At 69.2% G+C, this 26,101-nt stretch carries 22 protein-coding genes; 6 read left to right on the plus strand and 16 right to left on the minus strand.

The window, feature by feature from the left end; translation table 11 throughout:
* The first annotated feature begins 69 nt into the window (after positions 1 to 69).
* The 4 genes from FBZ88_RS26425 (at position 70) to FBZ88_RS26440 (ending at position 6,176) form a co-directional block, all read left to right on the plus strand.
* The gene (locus FBZ88_RS26425) at positions 70 to 702 is read left to right on the plus strand and encodes an RNA polymerase sigma factor (protein WP_186464605.1); all 633 of its coding nucleotides are present in this window, start codon (positions 70 to 72) and stop codon (positions 700 to 702) included.
* 25 nt (positions 703 to 727) lie between these two features.
* Positions 728 to 1,759: a FecR family protein gene (locus FBZ88_RS26430; RefSeq protein WP_186464606.1), complete on the plus strand. Its 1,032-nt coding sequence runs from the start codon at positions 728 to 730 to the stop codon at positions 1,757 to 1,759.
* A 214-nt stretch (positions 1,760 to 1,973) separates the two neighbouring features.
* Positions 1,974 to 4,625 carry a TonB-dependent receptor gene (locus FBZ88_RS26435; RefSeq protein ID WP_246138872.1) on the plus strand — a complete coding sequence of 884 codons (2,652 nt, stop codon included), beginning with the start codon at positions 1,974 to 1,976 and terminating at the stop codon, positions 4,623 to 4,625.
* A gap of 234 nt (positions 4,626 to 4,859) precedes the next feature.
* Positions 4,860 to 6,176 (plus strand): aminotransferase class V-fold PLP-dependent enzyme, encoded by a 1,317-nt coding sequence (locus FBZ88_RS26440; protein WP_145620006.1) that lies wholly within the window; start codon positions 4,860 to 4,862, stop codon positions 6,174 to 6,176.
* A gap of 12 nt (positions 6,177 to 6,188) precedes the next feature.
* Here FBZ88_RS26440 and FBZ88_RS26445 read toward each other — a convergent pair whose 3' ends face one another.
* The 6 genes from FBZ88_RS26445 to FBZ88_RS26470 form a co-directional block, all read right to left on the minus strand.
* On the minus strand, positions 6,189 to 6,629 hold the full coding sequence (locus tag FBZ88_RS26445) for a hypothetical protein (RefSeq protein ID WP_145620007.1): 441 nt from the start codon (positions 6,627 to 6,629) through the stop codon (positions 6,189 to 6,191).
* A gap of 115 nt (positions 6,630 to 6,744) precedes the next feature.
* On the minus strand, positions 6,745 to 7,629 hold the full coding sequence (locus FBZ88_RS26450; RefSeq protein WP_145610487.1) for an RNA polymerase factor sigma-32: 885 nt from the start codon (positions 7,627 to 7,629) through the stop codon (positions 6,745 to 6,747).
* Positions 7,630 to 8,344: 715 nt separating this feature from the next.
* Positions 8,345 to 10,612: an adenosylcobalamin-dependent ribonucleoside-diphosphate reductase gene (locus tag FBZ88_RS26455; protein ID WP_145620033.1), complete on the minus strand. Its 2,268-nt coding sequence runs from the start codon at positions 10,610 to 10,612 to the stop codon at positions 8,345 to 8,347.
* A gap of 212 nt (positions 10,613 to 10,824) precedes the next feature.
* Positions 10,825 to 11,601, minus strand: coding sequence for a lysophospholipid acyltransferase family protein (locus FBZ88_RS26460; RefSeq protein WP_145620008.1), 777 nt, complete (start codon positions 11,599 to 11,601; stop codon positions 10,825 to 10,827).
* Between the two features lie 105 nt (positions 11,602 to 11,706).
* Positions 11,707 to 12,357 (minus strand): YdcF family protein, encoded by a 651-nt coding sequence (locus tag FBZ88_RS26465; RefSeq protein ID WP_246138873.1) that lies wholly within the window; start codon positions 12,355 to 12,357, stop codon positions 11,707 to 11,709.
* Positions 12,354 to 13,253, minus strand: a complete 900-nt coding sequence (locus FBZ88_RS26470) for a cell division protein FtsX (protein WP_145620010.1) — start codon at positions 13,251 to 13,253, stop codon at positions 12,354 to 12,356. Before FBZ88_RS26470 ends, FBZ88_RS26465 begins: the two co-directional genes overlap by 4 nt.
* A gap of 244 nt (positions 13,254 to 13,497) precedes the next feature.
* Here FBZ88_RS26470 and FBZ88_RS26475 point away from each other — a divergent pair, with 244 nt between their 5' ends.
* The gene (locus tag FBZ88_RS26475) at positions 13,498 to 14,289 is read left to right on the plus strand and encodes an MJ0042-type zinc finger domain-containing protein (RefSeq protein ID WP_145620011.1); all 792 of its coding nucleotides are present in this window, start codon (positions 13,498 to 13,500) and stop codon (positions 14,287 to 14,289) included.
* 8 nt (positions 14,290 to 14,297) lie between these two features.
* Here the strand turns inward: FBZ88_RS26475 and FBZ88_RS26480 are convergent, their stop codons facing one another.
* From FBZ88_RS26480 to argH, 4 genes are read right to left on the minus strand one after another with little or no spacing between them, the layout of a single operon-like run.
* Positions 14,298 to 17,075 (minus strand): TIGR02302 family protein, encoded by a 2,778-nt coding sequence (locus FBZ88_RS26480; protein ID WP_145620012.1) that lies wholly within the window; start codon positions 17,073 to 17,075, stop codon positions 14,298 to 14,300.
* A gap of 57 nt (positions 17,076 to 17,132) precedes the next feature.
* Positions 17,133 to 18,395, minus strand: coding sequence for a diaminopimelate decarboxylase (gene lysA, locus FBZ88_RS26485; protein WP_145620013.1), 1,263 nt, complete (start codon positions 18,393 to 18,395; stop codon positions 17,133 to 17,135).
* A gap of 33 nt (positions 18,396 to 18,428) precedes the next feature.
* On the minus strand, positions 18,429 to 18,749 hold the full coding sequence (locus FBZ88_RS26490; protein ID WP_145620014.1) for a hypothetical protein: 321 nt from the start codon (positions 18,747 to 18,749) through the stop codon (positions 18,429 to 18,431).
* An 11-nt stretch (positions 18,750 to 18,760) separates the two neighbouring features.
* Complete coding sequence (gene argH, locus FBZ88_RS26495) at positions 18,761 to 20,203, minus strand: argininosuccinate lyase (RefSeq protein WP_145620015.1); 1,443 nt, start codon at positions 20,201 to 20,203, stop codon at positions 18,761 to 18,763.
* A 99-nt stretch (positions 20,204 to 20,302) separates the two neighbouring features.
* Between argH and FBZ88_RS26500 the strand changes: the two genes are divergently transcribed.
* A complete protein-coding gene (locus tag FBZ88_RS26500; protein WP_246138874.1) occupies positions 20,303 to 20,842 on the plus strand; it encodes a TlpA family protein disulfide reductase in 540 nt (179 codons plus the stop codon).
* 68 nt (positions 20,843 to 20,910) lie between these two features.
* Here FBZ88_RS26500 and FBZ88_RS26505 read toward each other — a convergent pair whose 3' ends face one another.
* The 6 genes from FBZ88_RS26505 to FBZ88_RS26530 form a co-directional block, all read right to left on the minus strand.
* Complete coding sequence (locus FBZ88_RS26505) at positions 20,911 to 21,783, minus strand: 3-hydroxybutyryl-CoA dehydrogenase (protein ID WP_004272959.1); 873 nt, start codon at positions 21,781 to 21,783, stop codon at positions 20,911 to 20,913.
* Between the two features lie 95 nt (positions 21,784 to 21,878).
* Positions 21,879 to 22,826 carry an electron transfer flavoprotein subunit alpha/FixB family protein gene (locus FBZ88_RS26510; RefSeq protein ID WP_145620017.1) on the minus strand — a complete coding sequence of 316 codons (948 nt, stop codon included), beginning with the start codon at positions 22,824 to 22,826 and terminating at the stop codon, positions 21,879 to 21,881.
* Positions 22,827 to 22,828: 2 nt separating this feature from the next.
* Positions 22,829 to 23,578 carry an electron transfer flavoprotein subunit beta/FixA family protein gene (locus tag FBZ88_RS26515; protein WP_145620018.1) on the minus strand — a complete coding sequence of 250 codons (750 nt, stop codon included), beginning with the start codon at positions 23,576 to 23,578 and terminating at the stop codon, positions 22,829 to 22,831.
* Between the two features lie 193 nt (positions 23,579 to 23,771).
* The gene (locus FBZ88_RS26520; RefSeq protein ID WP_145620019.1) at positions 23,772 to 24,347 is read right to left on the minus strand and encodes a cob(I)yrinic acid a,c-diamide adenosyltransferase; all 576 of its coding nucleotides are present in this window, start codon (positions 24,345 to 24,347) and stop codon (positions 23,772 to 23,774) included.
* 16 nt (positions 24,348 to 24,363) lie between these two features.
* A complete protein-coding gene (locus FBZ88_RS26525; protein WP_050898461.1) occupies positions 24,364 to 24,567 on the minus strand; it encodes a twin transmembrane helix small protein in 204 nt (67 codons plus the stop codon).
* Between the two features lie 65 nt (positions 24,568 to 24,632).
* Complete coding sequence (locus FBZ88_RS26530) at positions 24,633 to 26,003, minus strand: globin-coupled sensor protein (RefSeq protein WP_186464607.1); 1,371 nt, start codon at positions 26,001 to 26,003, stop codon at positions 24,633 to 24,635.
* Positions 26,004 to 26,101: the final 98 nt, after the last annotated feature.

Consider the following 26,101-nt stretch of genomic DNA (forward strand, 5'->3'; position numbering starts at 1 on the left):
CGGCGCATCCACCCCCTAGTATCCCGGCGCCGCCCCACCCCGAGGCGGCCGTTGAGGGATGCACCTCCAGTGGATGACGCCCCCGTGCAGGATCGACACGACGCGATCACCCGGCCGCAGGACGGGCCACAACGCGCGCCCTACAGCGACGCCCCCCCTAGTGACGCCCCTTTCAGCGACGCCCCTTTCAGCGACGAGAGGGCGCGGTGGCTGGCCACCCACATCCTGCCGCATGAGCACGGGCTAAGGGCTTGGCTGCGGTCGAAGTCCTTCCTGGGCTTCGATGCCGATGACGTGGTGCAGGAAACCTACGCCATCCTGGTGGCCAAGGCCTGTGTCGCCGGGATCGAGAACCCGCGCGCCTACGCCTTCCAGACCGCCTATTCCGTCGTGCTGCGCCTGGTGCGCCAGTCGCGGGTCGTGCCCATCGCTGCCGTGGCCGACCTGTCGACACTGGAGGCGGTGGTGGACGCCCCCTCGCCGGAAGAGGTGACCTCGGCGCGCCAGCAGCTGCGCCTGATCCAGGACGCCATCGCCGACCTGCCGCGCCAGACCCGCCGCGCCTTCGTCATGCGCCGGGTGGAAGGCCTGCCGCAGCAGGAGATCGCGCGGCGTATGCGCCTGTCGGAAAACACCGTGGAAAAGCACATCACCCGGGGCCTGAAGTTGCTGTCGGAGCGCTTCGGCCGGGGGGAACGGTGATCGGTTGGCAAGGGACCTGATGAGCGTGAGCGTAAGACAAACCGCCAGGGCGATCGATCTGGCCGCCGCCGCCTGGGTGGCCCGGATGGACGCACGCGCCCTGACCGCCGATGAACGGGGGGGGCTTGAGGCCTGGCTGGCCGCCGATCCCCGCCATCTCGGCGCGCTGGCCCGCGCCCGCGCCCTGCTGCTGAGCCGGGGGGATCTGGCGCCCGCCCCCGTCGGGGAGGCTGCTGTCCCCAGCGACCGCGCGCCCCTCCACAGCCGCCGTCGCCTGTTGGCGGCGGCCGCCAGCGTGGCCGGCCTGGCGGCGCTGGGGGCGGGGATGCGCCAGCCGGCGGCCCGGCAGACCTACAGCTCCGCTGTGGGCGAGGTGCGGCACATCCCGTTGGACGACGGTTCCACCCTGACGCTGAATACCGACTCCTCCGCCACCCTGGCCTATACCGCCGGCCGGCGGTTGCTGTACCTGGAGCGGGGCGAGGCGTTCTTCGATGTAGCCCCCGTTTCCGACCGCCCCTTTGTCGTCCGCAGCCCGCTGGCCCAACTGGCCACCACCGGCGGCGCCTGCTGCGCCCGCCTGAACGGCGACGGCGTCATGACCGTGGCCGTGCTGTCGGGGAAGCTGGCGGTTGAAGGCGCGCTTTCGCCCCTGGCGGAAACGCTGGACCGCGTCACCGGCCGCGACTGGACCCTGCACCTGGGATCGCGGGACGCCGTGCTGGTGAGCGGTGGGCAGGAGGTCAGCGTACGTCCTGGCGGCGCCGGGCACGGCAGCCTGGTCAGTTTCGAGGCGGTGGCCCCCGGCGCCCTCGACCGCGCCCTGATGTGGCGGGAAGGGCGGCTGGCCTTCGAGGGCGAGACGCTGGCCCAGGCGGCGGCGCAGTTCGCCCGCTATTCCCGTCGGCGCATCGTGCTGGCCAGCGACCGGCTGGCGCAGCGCCATATCTCGGGCCTGTTCCAGGCCACCGACCTGGACGGCTTCGCCCGGGCCGTGGCCGTCGGCTTCAACGCCAAGTATCGGGAAGAGGGCGATTCCATAGTTCTTTATGATTGAGTCGGCGGCGGCCAGTTCGCGGCACCTCAAGTTTGCTTGTTAAACTTAAATGACGCAGTGGCGGAAAGATAATCCTGCCGACCTCTCCCCAGTATGAATGCGGAAATGAGTGCGATAGGCGGCAACGACCAGCCAAATCGCCCATCATTGTTGGGGAATGATCGTCATGATTAAGAAATATGGCAGTTTCTTTGCTCTGTGCAGTACGGCGTTGATGGGGTGGGCAGTTCCGGCCTGGGCGCAGAGCGCGCACTTCGACCTGGCGGCCCAGCCGGCCGTCCGCTCCATCCCGCTGTTCGCCCAGCAGGCGGGCATCCAGATCCTAGCGCCCACCGACCAGCTGGACGGCATCTCCACGGCGGCGCTGCAGGGGGATTTGGACCGGCAGCAGGCCCTGGCGCGCCTGCTGAAGGGCACGCCCCTGGTGGTGGCGTCGGACGACGGCCACACCGTGGTGCTGAAGCTGGCGCCCACGCCGGTTTCCACCGGCACCCCCGCGCGCAAGGCGCAGGCGGCGCCCGCCCCGGCGGAGGTGCAGGTGGCGGACGCTGCCGGCGGCAGCCTGGACGAGGTGGTGGTGACCGGCACCCGCGATCGCGGCCGCACCCGGTTCACCACCATGACGCCGGTCGATGTGCTGTCGGCCAAGGACCTGCAGGACGGCGCCTCCAACCAGCTGCTGGAGAACCTGACCCAGGTCATTCCCGGCTTCAACGTGCAGAAGCTGCCCAGCTCCGACGGCGGGCAGTTTATCCGCCCGGCCCATCTGCGCGGCCTATCGCCCGACCAGACCCTGGTGCTGATCAACGGCAAGCGCTTCCACCGCACCGCCTACCTGGGCACGCGCGGCGCCCAGGGCCCGGACCTGGCGCAGATCCCGGACTTCGCCATCGGCCGCGTGGAAGTGCTGCGCGACGGCGCCTCGGCCCAGTACGGGTCCGACGCCATCGCCGGCGTCATCAACATCCAGCTGGACGACCGGCCCGGCGTCTACGGCTACATGCAGGGCTCGCAGTACTACGCCGGCGACGGCACCACCTGGAACGGCGGCCTGCGGGGCGCCACCGAGATCGGTGACGGCGGCCACCTAATGGCCACGGCCGAGTGGTCGGACGGCACACTGACCTCGCGCACCCACCAGCGCGACGACGCCAAGGCCTTCCAGGCAGCCAACCCGCAGCTGACCATCGCCAACCCGGTGCAGCGCTGGGGCCGGCCGGACGAGAGCAGCTACCACTACGCCGTGGACGGCCTGCTGCCGGTGGGCGCCGTGGAGCTCTATGGCTTCATGACCATCGCCACGGGCGAGGGCATGAACGACATCAACTGGCGCATCCCCGACCCCAAGAGCAATGCCAGCGTCTACGGCCTGGCGCCCAAGGTCTTCCCCGGCTGGGACCTGCGCAGCGTGTATCCCGATGGCTTCACGCCCAAGGAAGGCATCAAGTACACCGACTACCAGGCCGCCTGGGGCGCCCGGGGCCATGTCGGTACCGACCTGGACTGGGATTTGAGCGGGACCTACGGCGAGAACGAGAGCCGGTTTTTCCTGAACAATTCCATCAACGCCTCGCTTGGGCCCAGCAGCCCCTACAACTTCAACCTGGGTACCCAGCGGCAGGATGAGTTCAACCTGAACGCCGACGGCGTCTATCGCCTGGACGCCGGCCTGGATGAGCCGCTGAACATCGCCTTCGGCGCCGAGCGCCGGCTTGAGATCTATACGGTGGAGGCTGGCGACACGGCCTCGTACCAGGTGGGGCCGGGTGCCGCCGCCGGCCTGGCCTCGGGCGCCAACGGCTTCCCCGGTTTCAGCAATCTGCAGGCCGGGTCCTGGTACCAGACCAGCTACGCCGGCTACCTGGACATGGAGGCCAAGCTCACGCCGGATTGGACCGTGGGCGCCGCCGGCCGCTACGAAACCTATTCCGGCTTCGGCGACAAGATGACCTACAAGGCCTCCACCCGGTATGAGATCACGCCGGACCTGGCCCTGCGCGCCTCCTACTCCACCGGCTTCCGCGCCCCCACGCCGGGCCAGATCAACTCCCTCAGCACCTCGCAGGGGTTGGACACCAAGACCCTGCAGCTGTTCACCAGCGGCCGCCTGTCGCCGGACAACCCCCTGGCCGTGGCCCTGGGCGCCAAGCCGCTGAGCCCTGAAACATCGCGGAACTACAGCGTGGGTGGCGTGTGGCGCACCGACATCGGCCTGTCCGGCTCGGTCGATGCCTACCAGGTGGACGTGGACCACCGTTTCTCCAGCTCCCCCACCATCAACCTGACGGCGGCGCAGAAGGCGCAGCTGGTGGCCCAGGGCGTGCCCGGGGCGGACAACTTCACCTCGGTCTATTGGTTCACCAACGACTTCAACACCCGCACCCAGGGCCTGGACGTGGTGCTGGATTACACCCAGCCGGTGTTCGACACGGCCCGCATCGACATGAAGCTGGCCTACAACCACAACCTGACCATGGTGACGGGTGGCAGCCTGAACGCCAACCCCACGCAGAAGGTGCTGTATGAACAGGGCCTGCCCAAAAACAACGTCACCGGCAGCCTGACCTACAGCGACAATCCCTTCGATTACCAGGTGCGCGTCCGCTACTACGGCGGCTGGACGGACAGCAGCGGCAATTCCACCGGCGACATCTTCCAGACCTTCGGCGGCATCACCTTCGTCGATCTGTCGGTGACCTACCACATCACCGACAATCTGGCGGTCAAGGTGGCGGGCGAGAACATCTTCGACACTTATCCGGCCAAGGCGATCTACCAGGCCAGCCGCGGCATCGAATATTCGCGCAACGCCCCGTACGACACCTACGGCGGCCGCTACTATGTCCGCTTCAACGCCGCCTTCTGAACCTTTTACGCGTGGCCTTTGATCGTGACCGATCAAAGGCCCCCTCAGTCGCCGGGCGCTGCCATCCGGCAGCTTGGCTTCCTCGCTCCGCCCTGCGGTGCTCGCTCCGGCGGACGCGTTTGCGTCCTACAGCGGCACGAGTCAAAAGCTCGTGCCGCTGGTATTGCCGACTCTTGTTTGCACGGGGTGCCGTCCCGATTTCCCATCCGGGGCGGCACCCAGGGAGTGATTGTCATGCGTCGACGCACCCTGCTTCAAGCCGCCTTGGCCGGCGGTGCCGGTGGCCTGCTCAGCGGGTCCGCCGTGCCGGTGTCCGCCCAGCAGACGGGTCCCGTGGCGGGCCCCTTGCCCAGCCCGTTGGCCCCCGGCGCCGCCCCGCCGGCGGCGGATGACGAGGCCGGCTGGGCCGCCGTAGCGGCCGCCTACCCCGCCCGGCTCCAGACCGGCATCATCAACCTGGAATACGGCGCCTTCGGCCAGATGCCGCTGGCCATCCAGGCGGCGTATGAGCGCTACACCGCCAAGGTGAACCAGGAAGGCGCCACCTTCGTGCGCCGGGATTTCGTCGGCTATTACCAGACGCTGCGCCAGCGCATCGCCGCCATGGTGCATGCCGACGCCGGCGAGATCGTCATCACCCGCAACGCCACCGAATCGCTGCAGGCCGTCATCGGCGGCTACGCCCGGCTGAAGCCCGGCGACGCCATCTTGATGAGCGACCATGACTATGACAGCGCGCGCATGGCGGCGTCCTGGCTGGAACGGCGGCGGGGCGTCACCGTCATCAGCATCGACCTGCCCCATCCGGCGACGCACCAGAGCCTGATCGACGCCTATGACCAGGCGCTGGCCGCCCACCCCACCGTGCGGCTGATGTTGCTGACCCATCTCAGCCACCGCGACGGCTTGCGACAGCCGGTGCGCGAGATCGTGGCCATGGCCCGCCGGCGGGGCGTGGACGTGGTGGTGGACAGTGCCCAGGCCTGGGGCCAGGGCCCGGTGGATGTGCACGGCGACGGCGTCGATTTCGCCGTGTTCAACCTGCACAAATGGATCGGCGCGCCCCTGGGCGTGGGCGCCCTCTATATCCGCAAAGACCGCATCGCCGACATCGAGCCCTTCATGGGCGAGGAACCGTCGGAGCGCGACCCCATCCTGGGCCGGGTGCACACCGGCATGGCCAACTTCGCGGCGCAGATGGCCGCCATCGACGCGCTGGACTTCCACCAGGCCCTGGGCACGCCCATCGTCGGCGCCCGCCTGCGCCACCTGCGCGACCTGTGGGCCTTGCCGGCGCGCGACTTGGCCAAGATCGAGGTGCTGACCCCCGACGACCCCCGCCTGTGCGCCGGCATGAGCAGCTTCCGGGTGAAGGGCCAGACGACGCCGGCGGCCAACGCCGCCCTGGCCGCCCGACTGGTGGAGAAGCACGGCCTGTTCACCGTGGTGCGCACGGGTCTGGCCGGCGGCGCCTGCCTGCGCGTGACGCCCGGCTTCAGCACCACGCCCGACGACATGGCCAAGCTGGTGGAAGCGCTGAAGGAAGTTTGAGCCCGCGCCGCTTCAGAGCGGTGGGTTCTTGATCTCCAGGCTCACCTGCGACAGCGACTTGGGCGGGTTCTTGGCATCGCTTGGCGTTGGAGTGTCGAGTGCCATTTTGATCGTGACGTTGGAGTCATAACAGACCGGTTGCACGGACAGGACCCCGTCTTCGCCACTCAGGGCCTCACGCGCCGCCTGGAAGATATTCTCCCTCATCGCCGTGCCGTTCACGGTGATGGCACTCAGGATGTGACTACGCTTGGCCGGTGCCATGTCGAAGGTCACGGCGTAGTGGGCCCGCCCGCAGGTGAACTCGAAGACCTGCCGTGTCGGGGGCGTTATCGGTTCGGGGACAACGCGGACGGTCGTCGAGGCGGGAGTGATTTTGACAGTGGTGTCCGCGCGTGCGGTGACACAGGGGGTGGAAATGACCATCGCCAGGAGAAAAGCGTAAGCTTTCATCGGTCCCATCCGGTCTCGGTGCGATCCGGGCACGGTTGCGCACCGTGCCGCATCACGCAGCTTCAGCGGGACCATCCTGTTATTTTTTCGCGCTTATGGTCAAGCCCGCCGGACTTCACGCCTCCACGAACAGTTCTTCCGGCCGGCCCACATGGCGCATGATGCTCTGACGCAGCTTGCCCATGGCGCGGTGCTCCAGCTGGCGCACGCGTTCCTTGCTGACGCCCAGGGTGTGGCCCAGCTCCTCCAGCGTGGCGCCGTCCTCGCGCAGGCGGCGGGCGGCGATGATGGTGCGCTCGCGGGGGGACAGGGTGTCCATGGCCTCGCTCAGCCAGGCGGTGCGGCTGCGGCTGTCCTTCAGGCCGATGACGATCTGTTCGGGCGAGGGGCCGTCGTCGGCCAGGAAGTCCTGCCACTCGCCGCCATCCTCGCTCAACGGGTGGTTCAGCGACTGGTCGGTGGCGGTCAGGCGGATTTCCATGGTTTCCACCTCATGCTCGCTGACGTCCAGTTCCTCCGCCACGCTGCGGCGGCCCTCGGCGGTCAGTGAGGTGGCGGAGGGGTTGTTGTCGATGCGGGCGCGCAGGCGGCGCAGGTTGAAGAACAGCGACTTCTGCCCCGCCGTGGTGCCGGTGCGCACGATGGACCAGTTGCGCAGCACGAATTCCTGGATGGTGGAGCGGATCCACCAGGCGGCGTAGGTGGAGAAGCGCACCTCCCGCTCCGGCTCGAAGCGGCTGGCGGCCTGCATCAGGCCCAGATTGCCCTCCTGCACCAGGTCGCCCAGGGGCAGGCCGTAGTTGCGGAAGCGGCTGGCCACGGCCACCACCAGGCGGGTATGGGACGACACCAGGGCGTGCAGCGCCTTCTCGTCCCGCTTCTGCTGCCAGCGGCGGGCCAGCTCGAACTCATGGTCCCGGCTCAGCAGCGGCGCCTTCATGGACGCCTTGATGAAGGACAGGTTCGCCTTTTGGGTCTGAGGATCGTCGATGTGCGCCATGCTCCCCTCCATCTTGGCAGTCCCGGCATCGACCTCCGTCGGGTGGCCCTGGTATTGCGCCAAGGCTTCCGTCAGCGTCGGTCCCGGATGGGGCGCCCCGGTGGCCTATTCCTCCGGGTCAACACCCCACGTGGATTTGCGGGATCGGTCAGACAGTAATGACCGATTGGGGCACTGAAATATCGCGGGAAAAAGTCGATCACCCACAGGGCATAACCCAAGCTTGCCTTAGGCTGGTCCGGGTCCTAGGCGGCTATTACCACCACCAAAGGGTCTAATTTCTCTAATTTGATATAATCGGCCGTCATCGGCCGGGCTTATTCGGGGGATAGCCGGCCCCGCCAATAGGCCCTTCGTCACCCTGGCGGAGGGCGTAGGCGCACGGCCTAGCTTCCGCTTCTGTTAACATTGGACCCCTGGTATTGGAATGGTCTTGGCTGTGCCATGTTAACAGGCGGCGGGAAGACGGTCAGCCGCCCCAAAGCATTGCCCAGGCTGGCGGAAACCCTGGGGCCGGGCAATGTGTCGCACGCCCTGTGGTTGAGGAGTCTGCGGCGCCGCAGCGGGGCGTGGTGGCCCGGTGCTGTCCCGCCTCGGGTGCGGCCTATGCCTTCCGGCAAAGACCGTGTCGCGGGCGCAATGCGCCGGCAGCACGGGAGAAACGGCCCCCTATCTCTTTCGATCAGTGGCCGGCCCGTGTCGGAGACCAGGGTGATCAGCCGCAGCGGGAATAGCCGCAGGACAGGCAGGTGTCGCATCCCTCCTGGTGCATCAGGCTGGCCTGGCCGCAGCGGGGGCATTGGGCCGGTGGTTGCCGGTTTTCGGCGCCCGTTCCCGCCGAGGCCGGCGTGCTGGCGGCATCCTCGTGCACCGCAGGCAGGCCGCTGGCGCGCATCAGGAATCCAGTCTCCAGCATGTGCCGCTCGATAACCTCGCCGATGGCGGCCAGCAGGGAGGGGACGTAGCGGCCCTTCATCCACTGTCCGCCACGCGGGTCGAACACGGCCTTCAGCTCCTCCACCACGAAGGCGACGTCGCCGCCCCGCCGGAAGACGGCGGAGATCATGCGGGTCAGCGCCACCGTCCAGGCGTAGTGCTCCATGTTCTTGGAGTTGATGAAGACCTCGAACGGCCGCCGCCGCTCCTCGATCACGATGTCGTTGATGGTGATGTACAGGGCGTGGTCGCTGCCCGGCCAGCGCACCTTGTAGGTCGCCCCCACCAGCGTCTCCGGCCGGTCCAGGGGCACCGCGCCGCTGGCGGCGGACACCGGGGCCGGTGTGGGGGCAACCGGTGTGGGAGCGGCAGGCGGCGGTGAGGTGTCGGCGGCGGGTGCTGACAGCACCGACCCGGTGATGGCATTGGGGCGGTAGGTGGTGCAGCCCTTGCAGCCCAGGTCATAGGCCTGCAGGTAGACGTCCTTGAACGTCTCGAAATCCAAATCCGCCGGGCAGTTGATGGTCTTGGAGATGGAGCTGTCGACCTCGCCCTGCGCCGCCGCCTGCATCACCAGATGGGCGGCGGGGGGCAGGGTGCCGGCATCGACGAAGCTGTCGGGCAGGGGGGCGCCGGGGCCGAAGGTCTGGCGGAAGCGGTGGTAGGCATAGTCCGCCACCCGCTCGACCTTGCGGCTGCCGTCAGGCTGCAGGACGGCGCGGTCGTATTCCCAGGTGAACACCGGCTCGATGCCCGAGGACACGTTGCCCGCCAGCAGGGAGATGGTGCCCGTGGGCGCGATGGAGGTCAGCAGGGCGTTACGCACGCCGTGGCGCTCCACGGCCGCGCGGGTCACATCGTCCAGGCCCTGGATCATGGGCCGGGTCAGGTAGTGCTCCCGATCATAGAGGGGGAAGGCGCCCTTCTCCGCCGCCAGGCCGGCGCTGGCGCGATAGGCGTGGCGGCGCACGGCGCCCAGCCAATGCCGCGTCAGGCCCACCGCCTTCTGCGTGCCATAGCGCACGCCGCACAGGATCAGGGCGTCGGCCAGCCCGGTGACGCCCAGGCCGACGCGGCGCTTGGCCTGCGCCTCCTGATGTTGCGCGGGCAGGGGGAAGCGCGAGACGTCGATGGCGTTGTCCAGCATGCGCACCGCCACCGGCACCAGGCGCGCCAGGCGGTCCAGATCAAGGCGCGCGTCTGGGGTGAAGCCGTCCACCACCAGGGCCGCCAAGTTGACGGAGCCCAGCAGGCAGGCGCCATAAGGCGGCAGCGGCTGCTCCCCGCAGGGGTTGGTGGCGCTGATGACCTCCACCCCGCCCAGGTTGTTCTGGGCGTTGATGCGGTCGATGAAGATAACGCCGGGCTCGGCATAATCGTAGGTGGCCCGCATGATGCGGTCCCATAGCTCGCGCGCCCGGACCGTGCGCCAGACCTTGCCCTCGAACACCAGCTCCCAGGGGCCGTCCTCGCGCACCGCCGTGATGAAGGGGTCGGTCACCAGGACCGACAGGTTGAACATGCGCAGGCGGCCGGGATCGCGCTTGGCGTCGATGAACGACTCGATGTCCGGGTGGTCGCAGCGCAGGGTGGCCATCATGGCGCCCCGGCGGTTGCCGGCGCTCATGATGGTGCGGCACATGGCGTCCCATACATCCATGAAAGAGATGGGGCCGGAGGCGTCCGCCCCCACGCCGGCCACCGGCGCCCCCCGGGGCCGCAGGGTGGAGAAGTCATAGCCGATGCCGCCGCCCTGCTGCAGGGTCAGCGCCGCTTCGCGCAAACCGGCGAAGATGCCGCCCATGTCGTCGGGCACCGTGCCCATGACGAAGCAGTTGAACAGGGTGACGCTGCGCCCCGTTCCGGCCCCGGCCAGGATGCGGCCGGCGGGCAGGAAGGCGAAATCCTTCAGCGCCTCATAGAACTGGGGTTCCCACAGGGCGGGATCGCGCTCCGCCTCCGCCAGGGCCTTGGCCACGCGGCGCCAGCTGTCATCCACGGTCTGGTCGAAGGGGGCGCCGTCCGGTTGCTTGAACCGGTACTTCATGTCCCAGACCTGGGCCGAGATGGCCGGCCAGTCGGAAAACGTCTCGGAGTCGGCCAGCGTCTCGGAGGGCGTGTCCGCCCCGGGGACTGTCGTCGCCTGACCTTCACGCCCGACCATGCGCACCCTCCGGTCCCGGATGATTGCTCCGGTGAAGGGTAGGCCGGGGACCGGGGGCGGTCAATCGCACCCCAAGCTTATGCTGAAAGGCCCGTTCAGCCGGCGGCGGGCACCTCGACCAGGGGCGGAGCGTTTGGCGGACGCTCCGTCGCCGGACCGCCGGCGGCCATGACCAGGCGGTCGGTCGCGGGCTCCAGCACCGCCTCCAGGCGGGCCAGCGCCTGGTCCTTGGACAGGCCGGGGGCGATGGGGGGCAGGAACTCGATGACGATGGTGCCGGGGCGGCGCAGGAACTTGTGGCGCGGCCAGAACAGGCCGGAGTTCAGCGCCATGGGCACCAGCGGGATGTCCAGCGCCTCATACAGCAGGGCGATGCCGATCTTGTAGGGCCGCCAGGCGCCCACGGCGGTGCGGGTGCCCTGGGGGAAGATGACGATGGGCCGGCCCTCGGCCACGCGCTCCCTGGCGCCGCGCAGCAGCGACTGGATGGCGGCGCCGCGCTTGCCCCGGTCCACGGCGATCATGCGCGCCTTGGCGGCGTACCAGCCCCAGATGGGGATATAGGTCAGCTCCTTCTTCAGGACGATGGCGGGATCGTCCATCAGCAGGTGCAGTTTCATCGTCTCCCACATCGACTGGTGCTTGGCCCCCACCAGGAAGGCGCCGGTCTTGGGCAGGTGCTCCAGCCCGCGCACCTCGTACTTCAGGCCGATGATGGTGCGTTCCCAGAAGTTCAGGGTGCGCATGTAGCCGCGGATGGCCCAGATCATGGTGCGGTGGGGCACCACCAGGGTCCACAGCAGGCCGAAGCACCAGAGCATCGTCCAGATGTAGAAGACGATGTTGAAGACCAGGGATCGCAGAACCAGCATCGCCCGTAACCGTCATGACCAGGGTTGATGGGTGCAGGGATAGTGCCTGCGGGCCGGCCTGTCCACTCTCCCCCAAGCTTTGAAGGCCCAGGCTTCGGAAGGTGGTCAGAGGCCCAGGGCGTGGCGCAGGAAGGCCACCAGGTACTTGTCGTATTCGCTGACGATCAGGCCGGCGGTGCCGCGCCAGTGCCACCAGCCGTCCAGGCGCACGTTGGGCGGTTGCACCGCGTGGGGCACGATGCGCGCGTCGGGCAGGGCGTGGCGAAACTCCACCAGGCTGCGCGGCATGTGATAGTTGGCGGTGACCAGGCGCAGGGAATGGAAGCCTTCCGCCTGCATCCACCGCGCCGTCTCCGCCGCGTTGCCCACCGTGTCGTCGGCGCTGTAACCCAGCACCACGCAGCATTCCAGGGCCGAGGGCGTCGCCTGCGACATGCGCAGCAAAGCCCGCACGTCCACCCCCCGATAGACGCCGGAGATGAACAGTTTCCGCGCCCGGCCGGCGGCCAGCAGGTCGAACCCGGCCTCCAGCCGCTCGCTGCCGCCCGTCAACACGACGATGGCGTCGGTGGCCGCGGTTTCTTCCTCCGGGGCGCGGGGGATGTGGGCGGCGAAGGTCAGCAGGCCCCCCAGCCACAGTGCGCCCAAGGCGGCCCCCACGCCCGTCAGGCGGCGCAGGCGTGCCCACAGCAGGGCGCCAGGTCCCGCCAGGGCAGGCGGCTCCGCCTGCGGCAGGGGCGCCCCGGGCAAGCTCACGGCAGCCGCTCCAGCGCGCGCAGCACCGTCAGCCGCGCGCTGATGGCGGCCAGGGCGCCGGCCACCACCGGCACGGCGGCCAGCACCAGCCATTGCAGGGGGGCGAGCGTCAGGGGGGGCAGCAGCGTGCCCTCCACCGTACGGGACAGCAGCGACAGCACGGCCAGGGTGACCAGCGCCACGGCCGTGCCGCCCACGCCGCCGGTCAGTGACAGGCGCAGGATGTGGCGCTGGAACTGGCCGGCCACATGGCTGTCGGTGGCGCCCATGACGTGCAGCAGGTCGACCTCGTCCTGATGCATCGCCAGGCCGGCCTTGGCGGCGAACACCACCACGGCCACGGCGGCCCCGCCGATCAGGGCCACGATGACCAGGGCCACGGCCTCCACCAGGCGGGCCAGGCGGCGCAGATCGCGCAGCCACACGCCCGGCTCCTCCACCGATGTGCCGGGTACGGCGGCGGCCAGGCGTTGGCGCAGGGCGGTGACATCCACGGCCGGGCCGGCGGTGACGTCGATCAGGGCGGGCAGGGGCAGGTCCTGCAGCAGGGCGCCGTCGCCCAGCCAGGGCTCCACCAAGCGGGCGGCGTCGGCCATGGGCACGGGGCGGGCGTTGATAATGCCGGGCACGCCGCCCAGCGCGTGCAGCACCATCTGCACCCGCTCATCCAGCGGGGCGGGGGTGCCGTCGCCCTTTTTCACGTCCCCCACCGGGCTGACCTGGATGGTCAGGCTGCCGTCCAGGCCGCTGTCCCAGCGCTGCGCCCACCCGGACAGCAGTTGCGCCGCCGCCACCGCCAGGGTGGACAGGAAGACCATCAGGGCGATCAGCCAGGGCAGAAAGCGGCCCGTGGCATCGCGGCGTAGGGACAGGACGGCGGGGCCGCGCCGGCTCATGGGGACTGCCTCTCCAAGGGAATGGGCCAGGGTATGATATCGGTCCTAGTGATGGCACGGCGGGGTGGCGGGCGTCCAGCGCGTCGGCCGGGTGGCGCCGGGGCTGCGGCATCAGCGCCGCCTGCCAGAACGGGATAGGCCGTTTCGCCGTCGGCGCCAGGGCCGGGGCCCACCTTGCGCATCCCCGACCTTTTCGTTTAAGTCTAAGGCGCCTCTTAAGGATTTCGGCCTGGCCCTGCCTCCCATGATAACAACCTGCCCGTCCTGCGCCACGCGCTTCCGGGTCGACGACGCCTTGCTGGGGCGGGGTCGGCGCGTGCGGTGCAGCGCCTGCGGTTCCGTCTGGCATCAGGTGCCGGAAACGGCCGGCCGCCCGGCGGTGGCTGCACCGCCGGTGGATGACGATGACGATTGGATGTCGTCCGCCCCCTCATCGTCGTCCTTCGCCGACCTGGCCGCGGCCATGGAACGGGAGACGGCCTACGACACCCTGACCATGGCGGAGGACGAGGCGCCGGCCCCGGCACCCCTGTCGCTGGGCCGCCTGCGCCATCCCTCATCCACGATGGCGATTCCGGAACAGGAGGAGAAGCCGCGGCGCCTGTTCGCTGCCGTGCGCTGGGGCGTCCTGGCCGTGGTCATCGCCGGCGGCATCACCGGCCTGGCGGTCGAGCGTGACGCCGTGGTCGATGCCTGGCCCGCCGCCGCCCGCCTGTATGACGCCTTCGGCTTCGGCGTGGAACCGCCCGGCACGGGGCTGGAGATGGTGGACAGCAAGACGGAATTCCGCGACGTGGAAGGCACGTCCATGCTGTTTGTCGACATCACCGTGCAGAACAAGTCCGACCGCCAGCGCGACGTGCCCGACCTCATGGCCTCCGCCCTCGGCGCCGACGGCAAGCCCTTCCAGCGCTGGCGCATGCAGCCCAAGGCCCGCCGCCTGTTCCCGGGCGAGAAGACGGTCTACCACGGCAACATCGTGGAAAAGGGCGGCCAGGCCGCGCAGATCCGCCCGGAATTCGTGCTGCCGAACTGAGTGGTTGCTCAGAACCGCTTCAGCAGGCGGTCGATGTAGTCCAGCTCTTCTTTGGGCCGGCCCGCTTCGCTGGCGCGGCGGCGCAGCTCTTCCAGGATTTCGCGGGCGCGCTGCAGGTCGCCGTGGTCGGGGATCTTGACGCTGTCGGTGCTGGTGGCGCCCTGGCCCGTCATCTGGCGGCCCAGGGGGTCGGTGTTCTGGCCCCGGCCGTTGGTGACGTTGCGGGGGGCGACGCGGGTGCCCCGGCCCATCTGGCGGGCCATCTGCTGCGCCATGCCCTTCAACCCGTCCTGCAGGGCCTCCAGCGCCCGGCCCTGGGCCTCCACCGCGTCCTCGGGCGATCCTTCCGACAGGGCGCGGCCGGCCTGGCCCATGGCGCGGTCGGCCTTGTCCAGAGGGGACGGCGCCTGGCCGGGGCCCTGGCCGCCACCGTTGCCGTTTTCCTGCCCGCCGGGCTGGTCCTGGCCCTGTTGGCCATCCGGCTGTCCCTCATCCGACTGTTGGCCGGCCTGCTGCCCCTGCTGCTGCATCAGGGCCTGCAGCTCGCGGCGCAGGGCGTCCTGCTGCTTGGCCAGGTCGCGGGCCGTCGCCTCGGCCGAGGGGTCGCGCTGGGGCTGGCGGGGGGCGGCGCCCTGGCGGTTGGGGGTGGAGCGGTTGGGACCGTCGCCCCGGGTGTTGGGTTGGGGTGGGCTGTCTTCAGGTTCGCCCCGGTCACCCTGGCGGAAGGTCTGGTCCATCAGTTCGCGCTGGCGCTTAGCCAGGTCCTGCAGCTTTTCCAGCATCTGCAGGTTCTGGCGCATCTGCTGCTGCTCGGCCTCCGTCGGCGGCTTCTGCGGACCGGTCTGGACGCTTTCCATCAGGTCCTGCATCTGGTCCAGCATCTTGCGCGCGGCGTCGCGGGCACCGGTCTGGGCCATCTGCTCCAGCTGTTCCATCATCTGGCCCATGTCGATGGTCTGGGCGCTCTGGTCATCCGGCGGCGGGGCACCGTTCTGGCCCTGCTGCTGGTCGCTCTTTTCCGCCAGCGCCTGCATGTAGCGGTTCAGCGCGGACTTCAGCGCGTCCAGGTCACGGCGGATTTCCGCTTCCGGCGCGTTGCGGTCCAGGGCGTCGGCCAGGCGCTGGCGGGCGTCGCGCAGTTCCGTCTCCGCCGAGGCCAGGCTGCCGTCCTCGATCTTCAGCGCCGTATCCCACAACAGGTCGGCCACGTCGGTCAGCGACCGCCCGTCGTCGTTCAGGCCCAGGTGCCGGGCGGCGGCGTACAGCGCCATGAACACGGTGGGATCGCCGGCATAGCCATCCAGCTCTCCCGCAAGGCCCAGCAGGGCGCTGGCGGCGGGCTTGCGCGCCTCCTCCCCCTGGTCCAGCAGGGCGCGGCGCTGGGCGATGACGGCCTTGGCCGTGGGGTTGTTGAACACCCGTTCCGGCAGGGTGATGGTCTGGGTGTCGCTGGTGGCCGTCTGGCCGGCGGTGTCGGTGGCCGTCAGCTGGATGGTCACGGGCTGCCCCGCCCAGGGGCTGGCCGTCAGGTCGAAGTAGCCGCTGGCGTTGGCCACCACCGGCGTGCCGGCGGCGGACGCCTCGCGGCTGGGCCGGGCAGGCACGGGCAGGGTCAGGACCAGGGGTTCCACCGTCGTGCCTTCCGCGCGCGTGGTGGGGGTCACGGTGGCGGTGACGCTGGCGATGCCGTAGTCGTCGGCGGCGGTGTAATCCAGGCGCAGGGCATAGCGCTCGGTGGCGCTGGGCTTTTCGCGGAAGGCGATGGCCGGCGGGTCGTCGGCGACGATGCGGATGGGCCAGCTGCCCAGGGTGCGGCCCCGGTCGGTGACGGTGATGCGTCGCCCTTTGGTGACGGTGCGGCTGACCTGGAAGCCGCCGGTGGCGGCCGGGTCCAGGGCCAGCGCGTCCTCATCCAGCGACAGCTCGGGCGCGCGGTGGTGGGGACCCAGGCGGGCGGTGACGGTGGCGCCCGCCGGCACGGAAACCGCGCCGCCGCCCTCCGCCGGGCCCGCCTTGCCCCGGCGGGTCAGGAACTGCGGCGGCAGGCCGGTCGATTCCGGCGGGGTGATCCAGACGTCCAGGTCGGCCTCGGCACCGGCGGGCGGCGCCTCGAACCCCGGATCCAGCGCCTCGATCAGCCTGGGGCGCCAATCGCCCCAAGCCATGACGGCGGCGATGGCCAGCAGCAGCACGGCGATATGCCGCAAGGCCCAGGGATCGCGGTTGGGCAGATCCAGAGCAGGCCAGCCGACGCGCACCCCCGCCAGGGCGCGGCGCGCGCGATCCTGCGCGGCAGCCCACAGGGTGGCGGCGGGGTTGGTCTGGTCCACCCCTCCCTGGTTCACCGGCGTGTCGATCAGCAGGTCGAAGGGGCGGTGGCGCAGGGTGTTGTCCCGCTCCAGCCGGCGGAACACGGCGTCGCGGTCGGGCAGGCGCAAACCGCGCAGGCGGCGGACCAGCAAGGCGATGAACGCTGCGGCGAAGGCGGCCAGCGCCAGGCCGTGGGCCCAGGGCGGCAGATGGGGCAGGGCGCCGGACCAGGCCAACGCCAGGCCCAGCATCAGCAAGCCGGGCAGGGGCCACAGCCGCAGGCCTACCCTCTCCGCCGCCAGCGACAGCCAGGCGGCGCGCAAGGGGTGGCGCCAGGGTTTCAGCGGCGGCGGGACCAGAGGAAGGCGTGCGCGGTTGGGCAGGGGGACGACAATGCCTGTGGGCGCTGGCGTGGGCGCGGCGGCATCGGATGCCCGTCGCCCATCCTTGCGGGAGATGAGTGCCCTCTCAGCCATGCCGTCGGTGCCCTCTCGGCTGCCGTGTGCCCTTGGGTGGGCCCTATGCCCTGCGCCTTAAACGTGGCGCCATTGCGGCGTCACGTCTAGGGCCAGCATTTCCTCGAACGTCTGGCGGCGGCGGATAACCGCCCACTGCCCCTCATCCACCAGCACCTCCGCCACCAGCGGGCGGGAGTTGTAGGTGGACGACATGGCGGCGCCGTAGGCCCCGGCGGTCATGAAGGCCACCAGTTCGCCTTGGGCCACCGGCGGCAGCTCCCGCTGGCGGGCGAAGGTGTCACCCGTCTCGCAGATGGGGCCCACCACGTCCATGGGGGAAAGCGGGGCGTCGGCGGCTGGTTCCAGCACCGGGCGGATGCCGTGATAGGCGTCGTACAGCGTCGGGCGCATCAGGTCGTTCATGGCCGCGTCCACGATCAGGAAGCGGCGGTGCAGCCCTTCCTTGACGTAGATGACCCGGGCCAGCAGCACGCCGGCGTCGCCCACCAGCGACCGGCCGGGTTCCAGCGTCAGGCGGCATCCCAGATTGCCTAAGCGCTTGCGCACGATGCCGGCATAGGCGTCGTGGTCCGGCGCCGCCTCGCCCTTGTAGGGCACGCCCAGGCCGCCGCCCAGGTCCAGCCGCTCGATCTTCAGGCCGGCCTCGCGGGTGGCGATCACCAGGTCCGACAGATGGCCGTAGGCGTCGTCATAGGGGCTGATGTTCAGCAGCTGCGACCCGATGTGGACGGCATAGCCCTTGGGCGCCAGGCCCGGCAGGCTGCTGGCCTTGGCATAGGCCGCCACCGCGTGGCCCAGGTCGATGCCGAACTTGTCCTCCTTGCGGCCCGTGGCGATCTTGCCATGGGTGCCGGCGTCCACGTCCGGATTGATGCGCAGGGCCACCGGGGCGGTGCGGCCCAGCTCCGTCGCCACGGCCGACAGGGCCTCCAGCTCCGGCAGGCTTTCCACGTTGATCTGGTGGATGCCGGCCACCAGCGCCGCCGCCAGCTCGTCCCGCGTCTTGCCCACGCCGGAGAACACCACCTTTTCCGGCGGCACGCCGGCGGCCAGCGCGCGGCGCATCTCCCCTTCCGACACCACGTCGGCGCCGGCGCCGAGGCGGGCGAACAGGCTGATGATGGATTGGTTGGAATTGGCCTTCAGGGCGAAGCAGACGTCCACCGGATCACGGGCGAAGGCCCGGGCGTAGGCCTGGTAATTGGCCCGCAGGCGGCTGGCGGCATAGACATAGACGGGGGTGCCGACGGCCTCGGCCAACCGGTCCAGGGGAACGCCGTCGGCGGTCAGCACGCCGGAAACATAGGAGAAGGCCATCGAAATCCAAACCGTCGCGTCTGCTGGGGCCCTTTACTGGGGCGTTGAGGAACCGGAGGTGGAAGGGGTGGTGGTGCCGCCCATCATCGGCCCGCTGTTGGTGATGACGGGGCTGTCCGGCATGACCCCATAGGGCGTGCCGGGCTGAATGGTGGCGGGCGACCCGGCCGGCTGGTCGGCCGAGCTGGGCAGCGCCTCCTTCACGTTGGGCTGCGGATCCAGTTTGGGGTTGGGGTAGAAGTGCAGGGGATGATCCTCCCCATCCGGCGTGTCCAGGGTGTGGGCGATCTTGCCGCAACCCGACAGTGCCAGGGCGGCGGCCAGGCCGGCCATCAGCAGAACCTTAGACGTCATTTGGCGTACCCTCACAGGAACCGTTCCCGGGCGGCGGCCACGGCCGCGCGCACGCGTTCAGGGGCCGTCCCGCCGAAGCTGGTGCGGCTGGCGACGGAGGCTTCCAGGCTCAGCACGGCATAGACCTCCTCGGTGATGCGGGCGTCCACGCCGCGCATGACATCCAATGGCACGTCCGACAGGCCGCAGGCCCGTTCCTCGGCCAGCCGGACGATGCGGCCGGTGACATGATGCGCCTCACGGAAGGGCAGGCCAAGGCGGCGCACCAGCCAGTCGGCCAGGTCGGTGGCGGTGGGGAAGCCCGCTTCCACCGCGCGGCGCATGGCCGCCGGGTCGGGCGTCATGTCCTGGATCATGCCGGTGGTGGCCGCCAAACAGAGGGCCAGCGTGTCGTCGGCCTCGAACACCGGTTCCTTGTCTTCCTGCATGTCCTTGGAATAGGCCAGGGGCAGGCCCTTCATGACCACCAGCAGGCCCGACAGGGCGCCGATGACGCGGCCGCACTTGGCGCGCACCAGCTCGGCCGCGTCCGGATTTTTCTTCTGCGGCATGATGGAGCTGCCGCTGGTGAAGGCGTCCGACAGGCGGATGAAGCGGAACTGGGTCGTGCACCACAGAACGATCTCTTCCGCCAGGCGCGACAGGTGCATGGCGCAGATGCTGGCGGTGGCCAGATAGTCCAGGGCGAAATCGCGGTCGGACACGGCGTCCAGCGAATTGGCCGTCGGACGGTCGAAGCCCAGGGCGGCGGCCGTGGCGGCGCGGTCGATGGGATAGGGGGTGCCGGCCAGGGCGGCACTCCCCAGCGGGCATTCGTTCAGGCGGGCGATGGCGTCGCGCACCCGGGCGCGGTCGCGGCCCAGCATCTCCACATAGGCCAGCAGATGGTGGCCGAAGGTCACCGGCTGGGCCGTCTGCAGGTGGGTGAAGCCCGGCATGATGGTGTCGACATGGCGCTCGGCCTGCTCGATCAGGGCCGCCTGCAGGGCCTTCATGTCGCCGTCCAGGCGCTGCAGGGCGCCGCGCACCCACAGCTTGAAGTCGGTCGCCACCTGGTCGTTGCGGGAGCGCGCGGTGTGCAGGCGGCCAGCCGGCTCGCCGATCAGTTCCTTCAGGCGGGACTCCACGTTCATGTGGATGTCCTCATGCTCGGTCTTGAAGACGAAGCGGCCGTCGCGGATCTCCTCGGCCACCTGGTCCAGGCCTTTCAGGATGGCGTCGGCGTCGTCCTGGGTGATGATGCCCTGGGCCGCCAGCATGGTGGCGTGCGCCTTGGACCCGGCGATGTCCTGCGCCCACAGCTTCTTGTCGAACCCGATGGACACGTTGATGCGCTCCATGATCTCCGACGGGCCACGGCTGAAGCGGCCGCCCCACAGCTCGTTTACAGCGCCGCTCGCTGCGGCATTCTGGTCGGGCGTGGCGTTTTCCGGGGTCGCGGGAGTTGACGTCATCGGGGGTCGGGGACCAATTGTAGCGGGGCCGGCGTAGGGGCCCGGTGAACGAGGGTGATGGCAAGAATGGCGATTTTGCGGTTTCTCGCAAGGATTGGCGTGGTCGCGTCGGTCGTTTTCTGCGCTGGTGCGGCATGCGCGGCCGGTAATGCGGCCCCCGCGCTGAAGGGCGGCATCACCCCCTTCACCGAAACGCCGGACCATCCCCAGGTTCCCGATCTGGCCCTGACCCGCCCCGACGGCAGCGGCATCCACCTGTCGGACCTCAAGGGGCACATGGTCCTGCTGAACCTGTGGGCCACCTGGTGCGCCCCCTGCGTTCAGGAACTGCCGTCGCTGGACAAGCTGCAGGGCGCCCTGGGCGACACCTCCGCAGGCAAGGGGGGCTTCGAGGTCGTGGCCCTGTCGCTGGACCGGGGCGGCGCCCGGGTGGTGACGCCCTTCATCCAGAACCACGGCATCACCCACCTGTCGACCTGGCTGGACCCCAAGAGCACGGCCATGTCGGTGCTGAAGCCGCGCGGCCTGCCCACCACCCTGCTGATCGATGCCGAGGGGCGCGAGATCGGCCGCCTGGAGGGCGACGCCGATTGGAATTCGCCCGAGGCGCAGGCCCTGATCAAGTTTTATAAGAAATAAAAAACCCGCCTCCCTTGCGAAGGGGGCGGCGGGTTTTTTGTTGAAGTGGACTCGGTGCGTCGGGCCCCTTAACGGGTAGGCCTGGGCGTATCGCCGGAATAGTCGTAGAAGCCGCGGCCCACCTTGCGGCCCAGCCAGCCGGCCTCGACATATTTCACCAGCAGCGGGCAGGGCCGGTACTTGCTGTCGGCCAGGCCCTCGTACAGCACCTGCATGACCGACAGGCAGGTGTCCAGGCCGATGAAGTCCGCCAGTTCCAGCGGGCCCATGGGGTGGTTGGCGCCCAGCTTCATGGCGGTGTCGATGGCCTCGACCGAGCCCACGCCCTCATACAGGGTGTAGACCGCCTCGTTGATCATGGGCTGCAGCACACGGTTGACGATAAAGGCGGGGAAGTCCTCCGACACGGCGGGGGTCTTGCCCAGCTTGAACGTCAGCTCGCGGATGGCCTGATAGGTCTCCTCATCCGTGGCGATGCCCCGGATGATCTCCACCAGCTGCATCACCGGCACCGGGTTCATGAAGTGCATGCCGATGAACTTGTGCGGCCGGTCGGTGCAGGCGGCCAGCCGGGTGATGGAGATGGAGGATGTGTTGGTGGCCACCAGCGCGTCGGCCTTCAGGTGCGGCACCAGGTCCTTGAAGATGCCGCGCTTGATGTCCTCGTTCTCGGTGGCGGCCTCGATCACCAGATCGCAATCGGCCAGCGTCGACATTTCCGTGCCGGTGGAGATGCGGGCCAGGGCCTCATCCTTTTCCAGCTCGGTGATCTTGCCCTTTGAGACTTGGCGGTCGAGGTTCTTCTCAAGGGCTTGCATGGCCCGGGAGAGCGATTCCGGGCTGGTGTCCATCAGCCGGACCGTATGGCCGGACAGCGATGTCACGTGGGCGATGCCCGTGCCCATCTGCCCCGAACCGATGATGCCGATCGTGCGTATCATGGTGTCTGTCCTTGCAAGGCCACCCTGGCGGGGTCCCCCGATACTGCCGGGGGACCCTTAACAAAAGATAGAGTAGGGTGTTGAACGGGCTTGGGTCAGCCCGCCTTGCCCAGTTCCTCGGTCAATTCCGGCACGGCCTTGAACAGGTCGGCGACCAGGCCGTAGTCGGCGATCTGGAAGATCGGCGCCTCTTCATCCTTGTTGATGGCGACGATGACCTTGCTGTCCTTCATGCCGGCCAGGTGCTGGATGGCGCCCGAGATGCCCACGGCGATGTACAGCTCCGGCGCCACGATCTTGCCCGTCTGCCCGACCTGGTAGTCGTTGGGCACGAAGCCGGCGTCCACCGCCGCGCGGGATGCGCCCACGGCGGCGCCCAGCTTGTCGGCCAGCGCCCCCAGCAGGGGGAAGTTGTCGCCCGACTGCATGCCCCGGCCGCCCGAGACGATCACCCGGGCGCTGGTCAGCTCCGGACGCTCCGACTTCGACACTTCCTGGCTCACGAACCGGGACAGGCCGGCGTCAGCGGCGCCAGCGGCCGCCTCGACACTGGCGCTGCCGCCCGTGGCGGCCACCGCCTCGAACGCCGTGCCGCGCACCGTCGCCACCTTCACCGGGTCGCTGGACTGCACGGTGGCGATGGCGTTGCCGGCGTAGATGGGCCGGGTGAAGGTGTCGGGGCTTTCCACCCCGGTGATGTCGCTGATCTGCGCCACGTCCAGCAGGGCCGCGACGCGCGGCGCCACATTCTTGCCGAAGGTGGTGCTGGGCGCCAGCACATGGCTGTAGCCGCCGGCCTTCACCAGGCTGACCACCAGCGGGGCCACGTTCTCCGCCAGGCCGTGCGCCAGCTCGGCGGCGTCCGCCGCCAGCACCTTGGCGACACCGGCGACCTTGGCCGTTGCCTCGGCCACGGCACCCACGCCCTGGCCGATCACCAGCACATGCACATCGCCGCCCAGCTTGGCGGCCGCCCCCAGGGTGGTCAGCGTCGGGACCTTCACGCCTTCCGCAGAAGGCTCAGCGATAACAAGAGTCGTCATGGTCAGATCACCCGCGCTTCGGTCTTCAGCTTGGCCACCAGCTCCTGGACGGAGCCCACCTTCACGCCCCCGGCGCGCTTCGGCGGCTCCGCCACCTTCAGCGTCTTCAGCCGCGGCGTCAGGTCCACGCCCAGGCTGGCGGCGTCCACCGTCTCCAAGGGCTTCTTCTTGGCCTTCATGATGTTGGGCAGCGAGGCGTAGCGCGGCTCGTTCAGACGCAGGTCGGTGGTCACCACCGCCGGCAGCTTCAGATCCACCGTCTCCAGACCGCCGTCGATTTCACGCGTCACCGCCACGGTCCCCTCGGCCGGCACGACCTTGCTGGCGAAGGTGCCCTGGGCCCAGCCCAGCAGCGCCGCCAGCATCTGGCCGGTCTGGTTGGCGTCGTCGTCGATGGCCTGCTTGCCCAGGATGACCAGGCCCGGCTGTTCCTTCTCCGCCAGCGCCTTCAGCGCCTTGGCCACGCCCAACGACTGCGTCTCGCCCTCGTGCTGCACCAGGATGGCCCGGTCCGCGCCCATGGCCAGCGCCGTGCGCAGCGTCTCCTGCGCCTGGCTCGGCCCCACGCTCACCACCACGATCTCGGTGGCCTTGCCCGCCTCTTTCAGGCGCACAGCCTCCTCAACCGCGATCTCGTCGAACGGGTTCATCGACATCTTGACGTTGGCCGTCTCCACACCCGTGCCATCCGCCTTCACGCGAACCTTCACGTTGTAGTCAACGACCCGCTTGACCGCGACCAGTATCTTCATGTCTCAAGCCATCCTTTGGCACTTCTTGGAGGGCGCCCGCCCGGTGTGACGCTCCACCCTCGATCTGGCGGGTTCTGGTTATTTCCCCGTCCGGCGGATCGAGCCATACGGACGTGGTCGGCAAAAATAGGATTGTCCCACAAAGCTGTCAACGCTGCCCTGTTGCACTGCAATATGGCCTAAACCCAAGGGTTTAACGTCCCTCGCGGTTGGCGCCGGGCACCCATAGGACGTCGCCGGCCCCCCTGTCATTGACATGGCGCGACAGCACGAACAGAAAATCTGAAAGCCTGTTCAAGTACTTGAAGGCGGCCGGGTTCACCGGCTCCCGCTCCGCCAGGCTGGCCACCAGCCGCTCCGCCCGGCGGGCGACGGTGCGGGCCTGGTGCAAAAAGGCGGCGGCGGGGGTGCCGCCGGGCAGGATGAAGGAGGACAGCGGCGCCAGGTCGGCGTTCAGCGCGTCAATCTCCCGCTCCAACCGGTCGACCTGGGCATCGACGATGCGCAGGGGGGGGTATTTGGGGCTTTCCTGTTCGGGGGTGCACAGATCGGCGCCCAGGTCGAACAGGTCGTTTTGAATGCGGGACAAATAAGCGTCCGCCGGGGTTCCGGCGGTGTGCAGGCGGGCCAGGCCGATGGCGGCGTTGGCCTCGTCCACCGTGCCGTAGGCCTCGACCCGCAGGTCATGCTTGGCCACGCGGCGGCCATCCCCCAGCGAGGTCTGGCCCGTATCGCCGCCCCGTGTATAGATGCGGGTCAGTGTGACCATGCCGCCCCGCGCGCCGTCATGCGTGGTGACTCAAGGCCAGCGCCGTCAGGATGAACAGCACCACCGCCAGGATCTGCAGGCGGATGCGCCACCACATCAGGCGGTTACCCGTGGTGCCGGCCTTGTCGCCGCCCCGGGCCATGGTGAACAGGCCCAGGATCAATACGCCCAGCACGGCCAGCATGGTGGCGCCCAGGCAGAAGAAGAGGAATGTGCCCATGGCCGCGATTATAGCGTGCGCTGGCGCGCTTGCCCATCGGCTTGGGGCCATTCCTCACCGGGGGATCACGCGCTTTCCCGCAAGCGGGCGGCGAAGGTTTGCGCCCCGTCGCGCAGGCGCTGGGCCTGAAGCCCCAGGTCGCCGGACGACTGGCTCAGACGGCCGGCCGCCGCCCCCGTCTGCCGGGCGGCGTCGGCCACGTGGCTGATGTTGGCCGAGACGCTGGCGGTGCCGGTGGCCGCCTGGGCGATGCTGCGGGCGATTTCCCGGGTGGCGCTGCTTTGTTCCTCCACCGCGCTGGCGATGGAGGTCGCGATCTCATCCATGCCGGCGATGACGCTGCCGATCTGGCTGATCGCCGAGACCGCCTCTTCCGACACGTGGCGGATGGCGCTCACCTGGGCGGAAATTTCCTCCGTCGCCTTGGCGGTCTGGGTGGCCAGGGTTTTGACCTCCCCCGCCACAACGGCGAAGCCCTTGCCGGCCTCGCCGGCCCGCGCCGCCTCGATGGTGGCGTTCAGGGCCAGCAGGTTGGTCTGGCTGGCGATGGTGTTGATCAGGCTCAGCACGTCGCCGATGCGGGCGGCGGCGGCCACCAGGCCGCGCACAGCGCCATCGGTACGCCGGGTCGTTTCCATGGCCTGCGCCGAAATCTTGTTGGATTGCACGACGCGGGCGCTGATCTCGGTGATGGAGGCCGACAGTTCCTCGGTGGCGCTGGCCACCGACTGGACGTTGCTGGCGGCGTTGCCGGCGGCCGTGTCGGCCTGCGTGCTTTCCGCCAGCGACTGGTCGGCGGCTTGCGTCAGCAGGTTGGCGTCCTGGCGCAGCCCGCCCACGGCGCCGCCGATGCCATCGATGACGCCGGCCATGGTGTCGGTGAAATTCTGGGCCAAGCCTTCCAGCACCCGCTGCCGGTCCCGGCGCCCCTCCTCGATATAGACGGAGATGGCCAGATCCATGTCCAGCATGACGGCGCGCAGCAGGGCCTGTTGCAGGCGGGCCACGTCCAGGCGCGGGCGCAGCCAGGCGAAGGGCCCCCGCCGGTCCATGCGCGTCACCATGGTCAGCAGTTCGCCGGTGATGAAGGCATAGCCGCCGATGTACCAGCGCGGCTCCAGTCCCAGGCGGTTGTGGGCGCGGCCCACGCGGATGACGCTGTCCAGGTAGGTGGCGTCGAAGGTGCCGGTGACGATGGCCGCCCAATGCCGCATCTGCATGTCCTTCACGTGCGACAGATGCTTGTCGCCGCCGAAGAGTTTGAAGATCTCCGGCTGGGTCCGCAGCTTGGCGTAGAACCGGTCCAGAATGGCGGGCAACTCGCGTTCGACGTGTGGGCGCAAGCTGCGCAGGGCGTCCCGGGTCAAAGCGTCGATTTCCAGGAAGCCCAGGCGTTCCTGGAACTGGTGCTGCATGGAATCGTCACCGGTGGTCATGATTTTCTCCTGGTCGTATCTGCGGCGCTGGGGAACAGCGTGCGGCCAGGGCAAAATCATGCGGAGTTGATGAATCATCCGTAAAGACAACTGGGGCC

This window comes from Nitrospirillum bahiense (genome assembly GCF_007828025.1).
GTDB lineage: Bacteria > Pseudomonadota > Alphaproteobacteria > Azospirillales > Azospirillaceae > Nitrospirillum > Nitrospirillum amazonense.

Excerpts from the sequence above, each read along its gene's own strand:
- FBZ88_RS26435 (WP_246138872.1), top strand. The coding sequence starts at position 1,974 with ATGGGGTGGGCAGTTCCGGCCTGGGCGCAGAGCGCGCACTTCGACCTG.
- FBZ88_RS26440 (WP_145620006.1), top strand. The coding sequence starts at position 4,860 with ATGCGTCGACGCACCCTGCTTCAAGCCGCCTTGGCCGGCGGTGCCGGT.
- FBZ88_RS26445 (WP_145620007.1), bottom strand. The coding sequence starts at position 6,629 with ATGAAAGCTTACGCTTTTCTCCTGGCGATGGTCATTTCCACCCCCTGT.
- FBZ88_RS26450 (WP_145610487.1), bottom strand. The coding sequence starts at position 7,629 with ATGGCGCACATCGACGATCCTCAGACCCAAAAGGCGAACCTGTCCTTC.
- FBZ88_RS26455 (WP_145620033.1), bottom strand. The coding sequence starts at position 10,612 with ATGAAGTACCGGTTCAAGCAACCGGACGGCGCCCCCTTCGACCAGACC.
- FBZ88_RS26460 (WP_145620008.1), bottom strand. The coding sequence starts at position 11,601 with ATGCTGGTTCTGCGATCCCTGGTCTTCAACATCGTCTTCTACATCTGG.
- FBZ88_RS26470 (WP_145620010.1), bottom strand. The coding sequence starts at position 13,253 with ATGAGCCGGCGCGGCCCCGCCGTCCTGTCCCTACGCCGCGATGCCACG.
- FBZ88_RS26475 (WP_145620011.1), top strand. The coding sequence starts at position 13,498 with ATGATAACAACCTGCCCGTCCTGCGCCACGCGCTTCCGGGTCGACGAC.
- FBZ88_RS26480 (WP_145620012.1), bottom strand. The coding sequence starts at position 17,075 with ATGGCTGAGAGGGCACTCATCTCCCGCAAGGATGGGCGACGGGCATCC.
- lysA (WP_145620013.1), bottom strand. The coding sequence starts at position 18,395 with ATGGCCTTCTCCTATGTTTCCGGCGTGCTGACCGCCGACGGCGTTCCC.
- FBZ88_RS26490 (WP_145620014.1), bottom strand. The coding sequence starts at position 18,749 with ATGACGTCTAAGGTTCTGCTGATGGCCGGCCTGGCCGCCGCCCTGGCA.
- argH (WP_145620015.1), bottom strand. The coding sequence starts at position 20,203 with ATGACGTCAACTCCCGCGACCCCGGAAAACGCCACGCCCGACCAGAAT.
- FBZ88_RS26505 (WP_004272959.1), bottom strand. The coding sequence starts at position 21,783 with ATGATACGCACGATCGGCATCATCGGTTCGGGGCAGATGGGCACGGGC.
- FBZ88_RS26510 (WP_145620017.1), bottom strand. The coding sequence starts at position 22,826 with ATGACGACTCTTGTTATCGCTGAGCCTTCTGCGGAAGGCGTGAAGGTC.
- FBZ88_RS26515 (WP_145620018.1), bottom strand. The coding sequence starts at position 23,578 with ATGAAGATACTGGTCGCGGTCAAGCGGGTCGTTGACTACAACGTGAAG.
- FBZ88_RS26520 (WP_145620019.1), bottom strand. The coding sequence starts at position 24,347 with ATGGTCACACTGACCCGCATCTATACACGGGGCGGCGATACGGGCCAG.
- FBZ88_RS26525 (WP_050898461.1), bottom strand. The coding sequence starts at position 24,567 with ATGGGCACATTCCTCTTCTTCTGCCTGGGCGCCACCATGCTGGCCGTG.
- FBZ88_RS26530 (WP_186464607.1), bottom strand. The coding sequence starts at position 26,003 with ATGACCACCGGTGACGATTCCATGCAGCACCAGTTCCAGGAACGCCTG.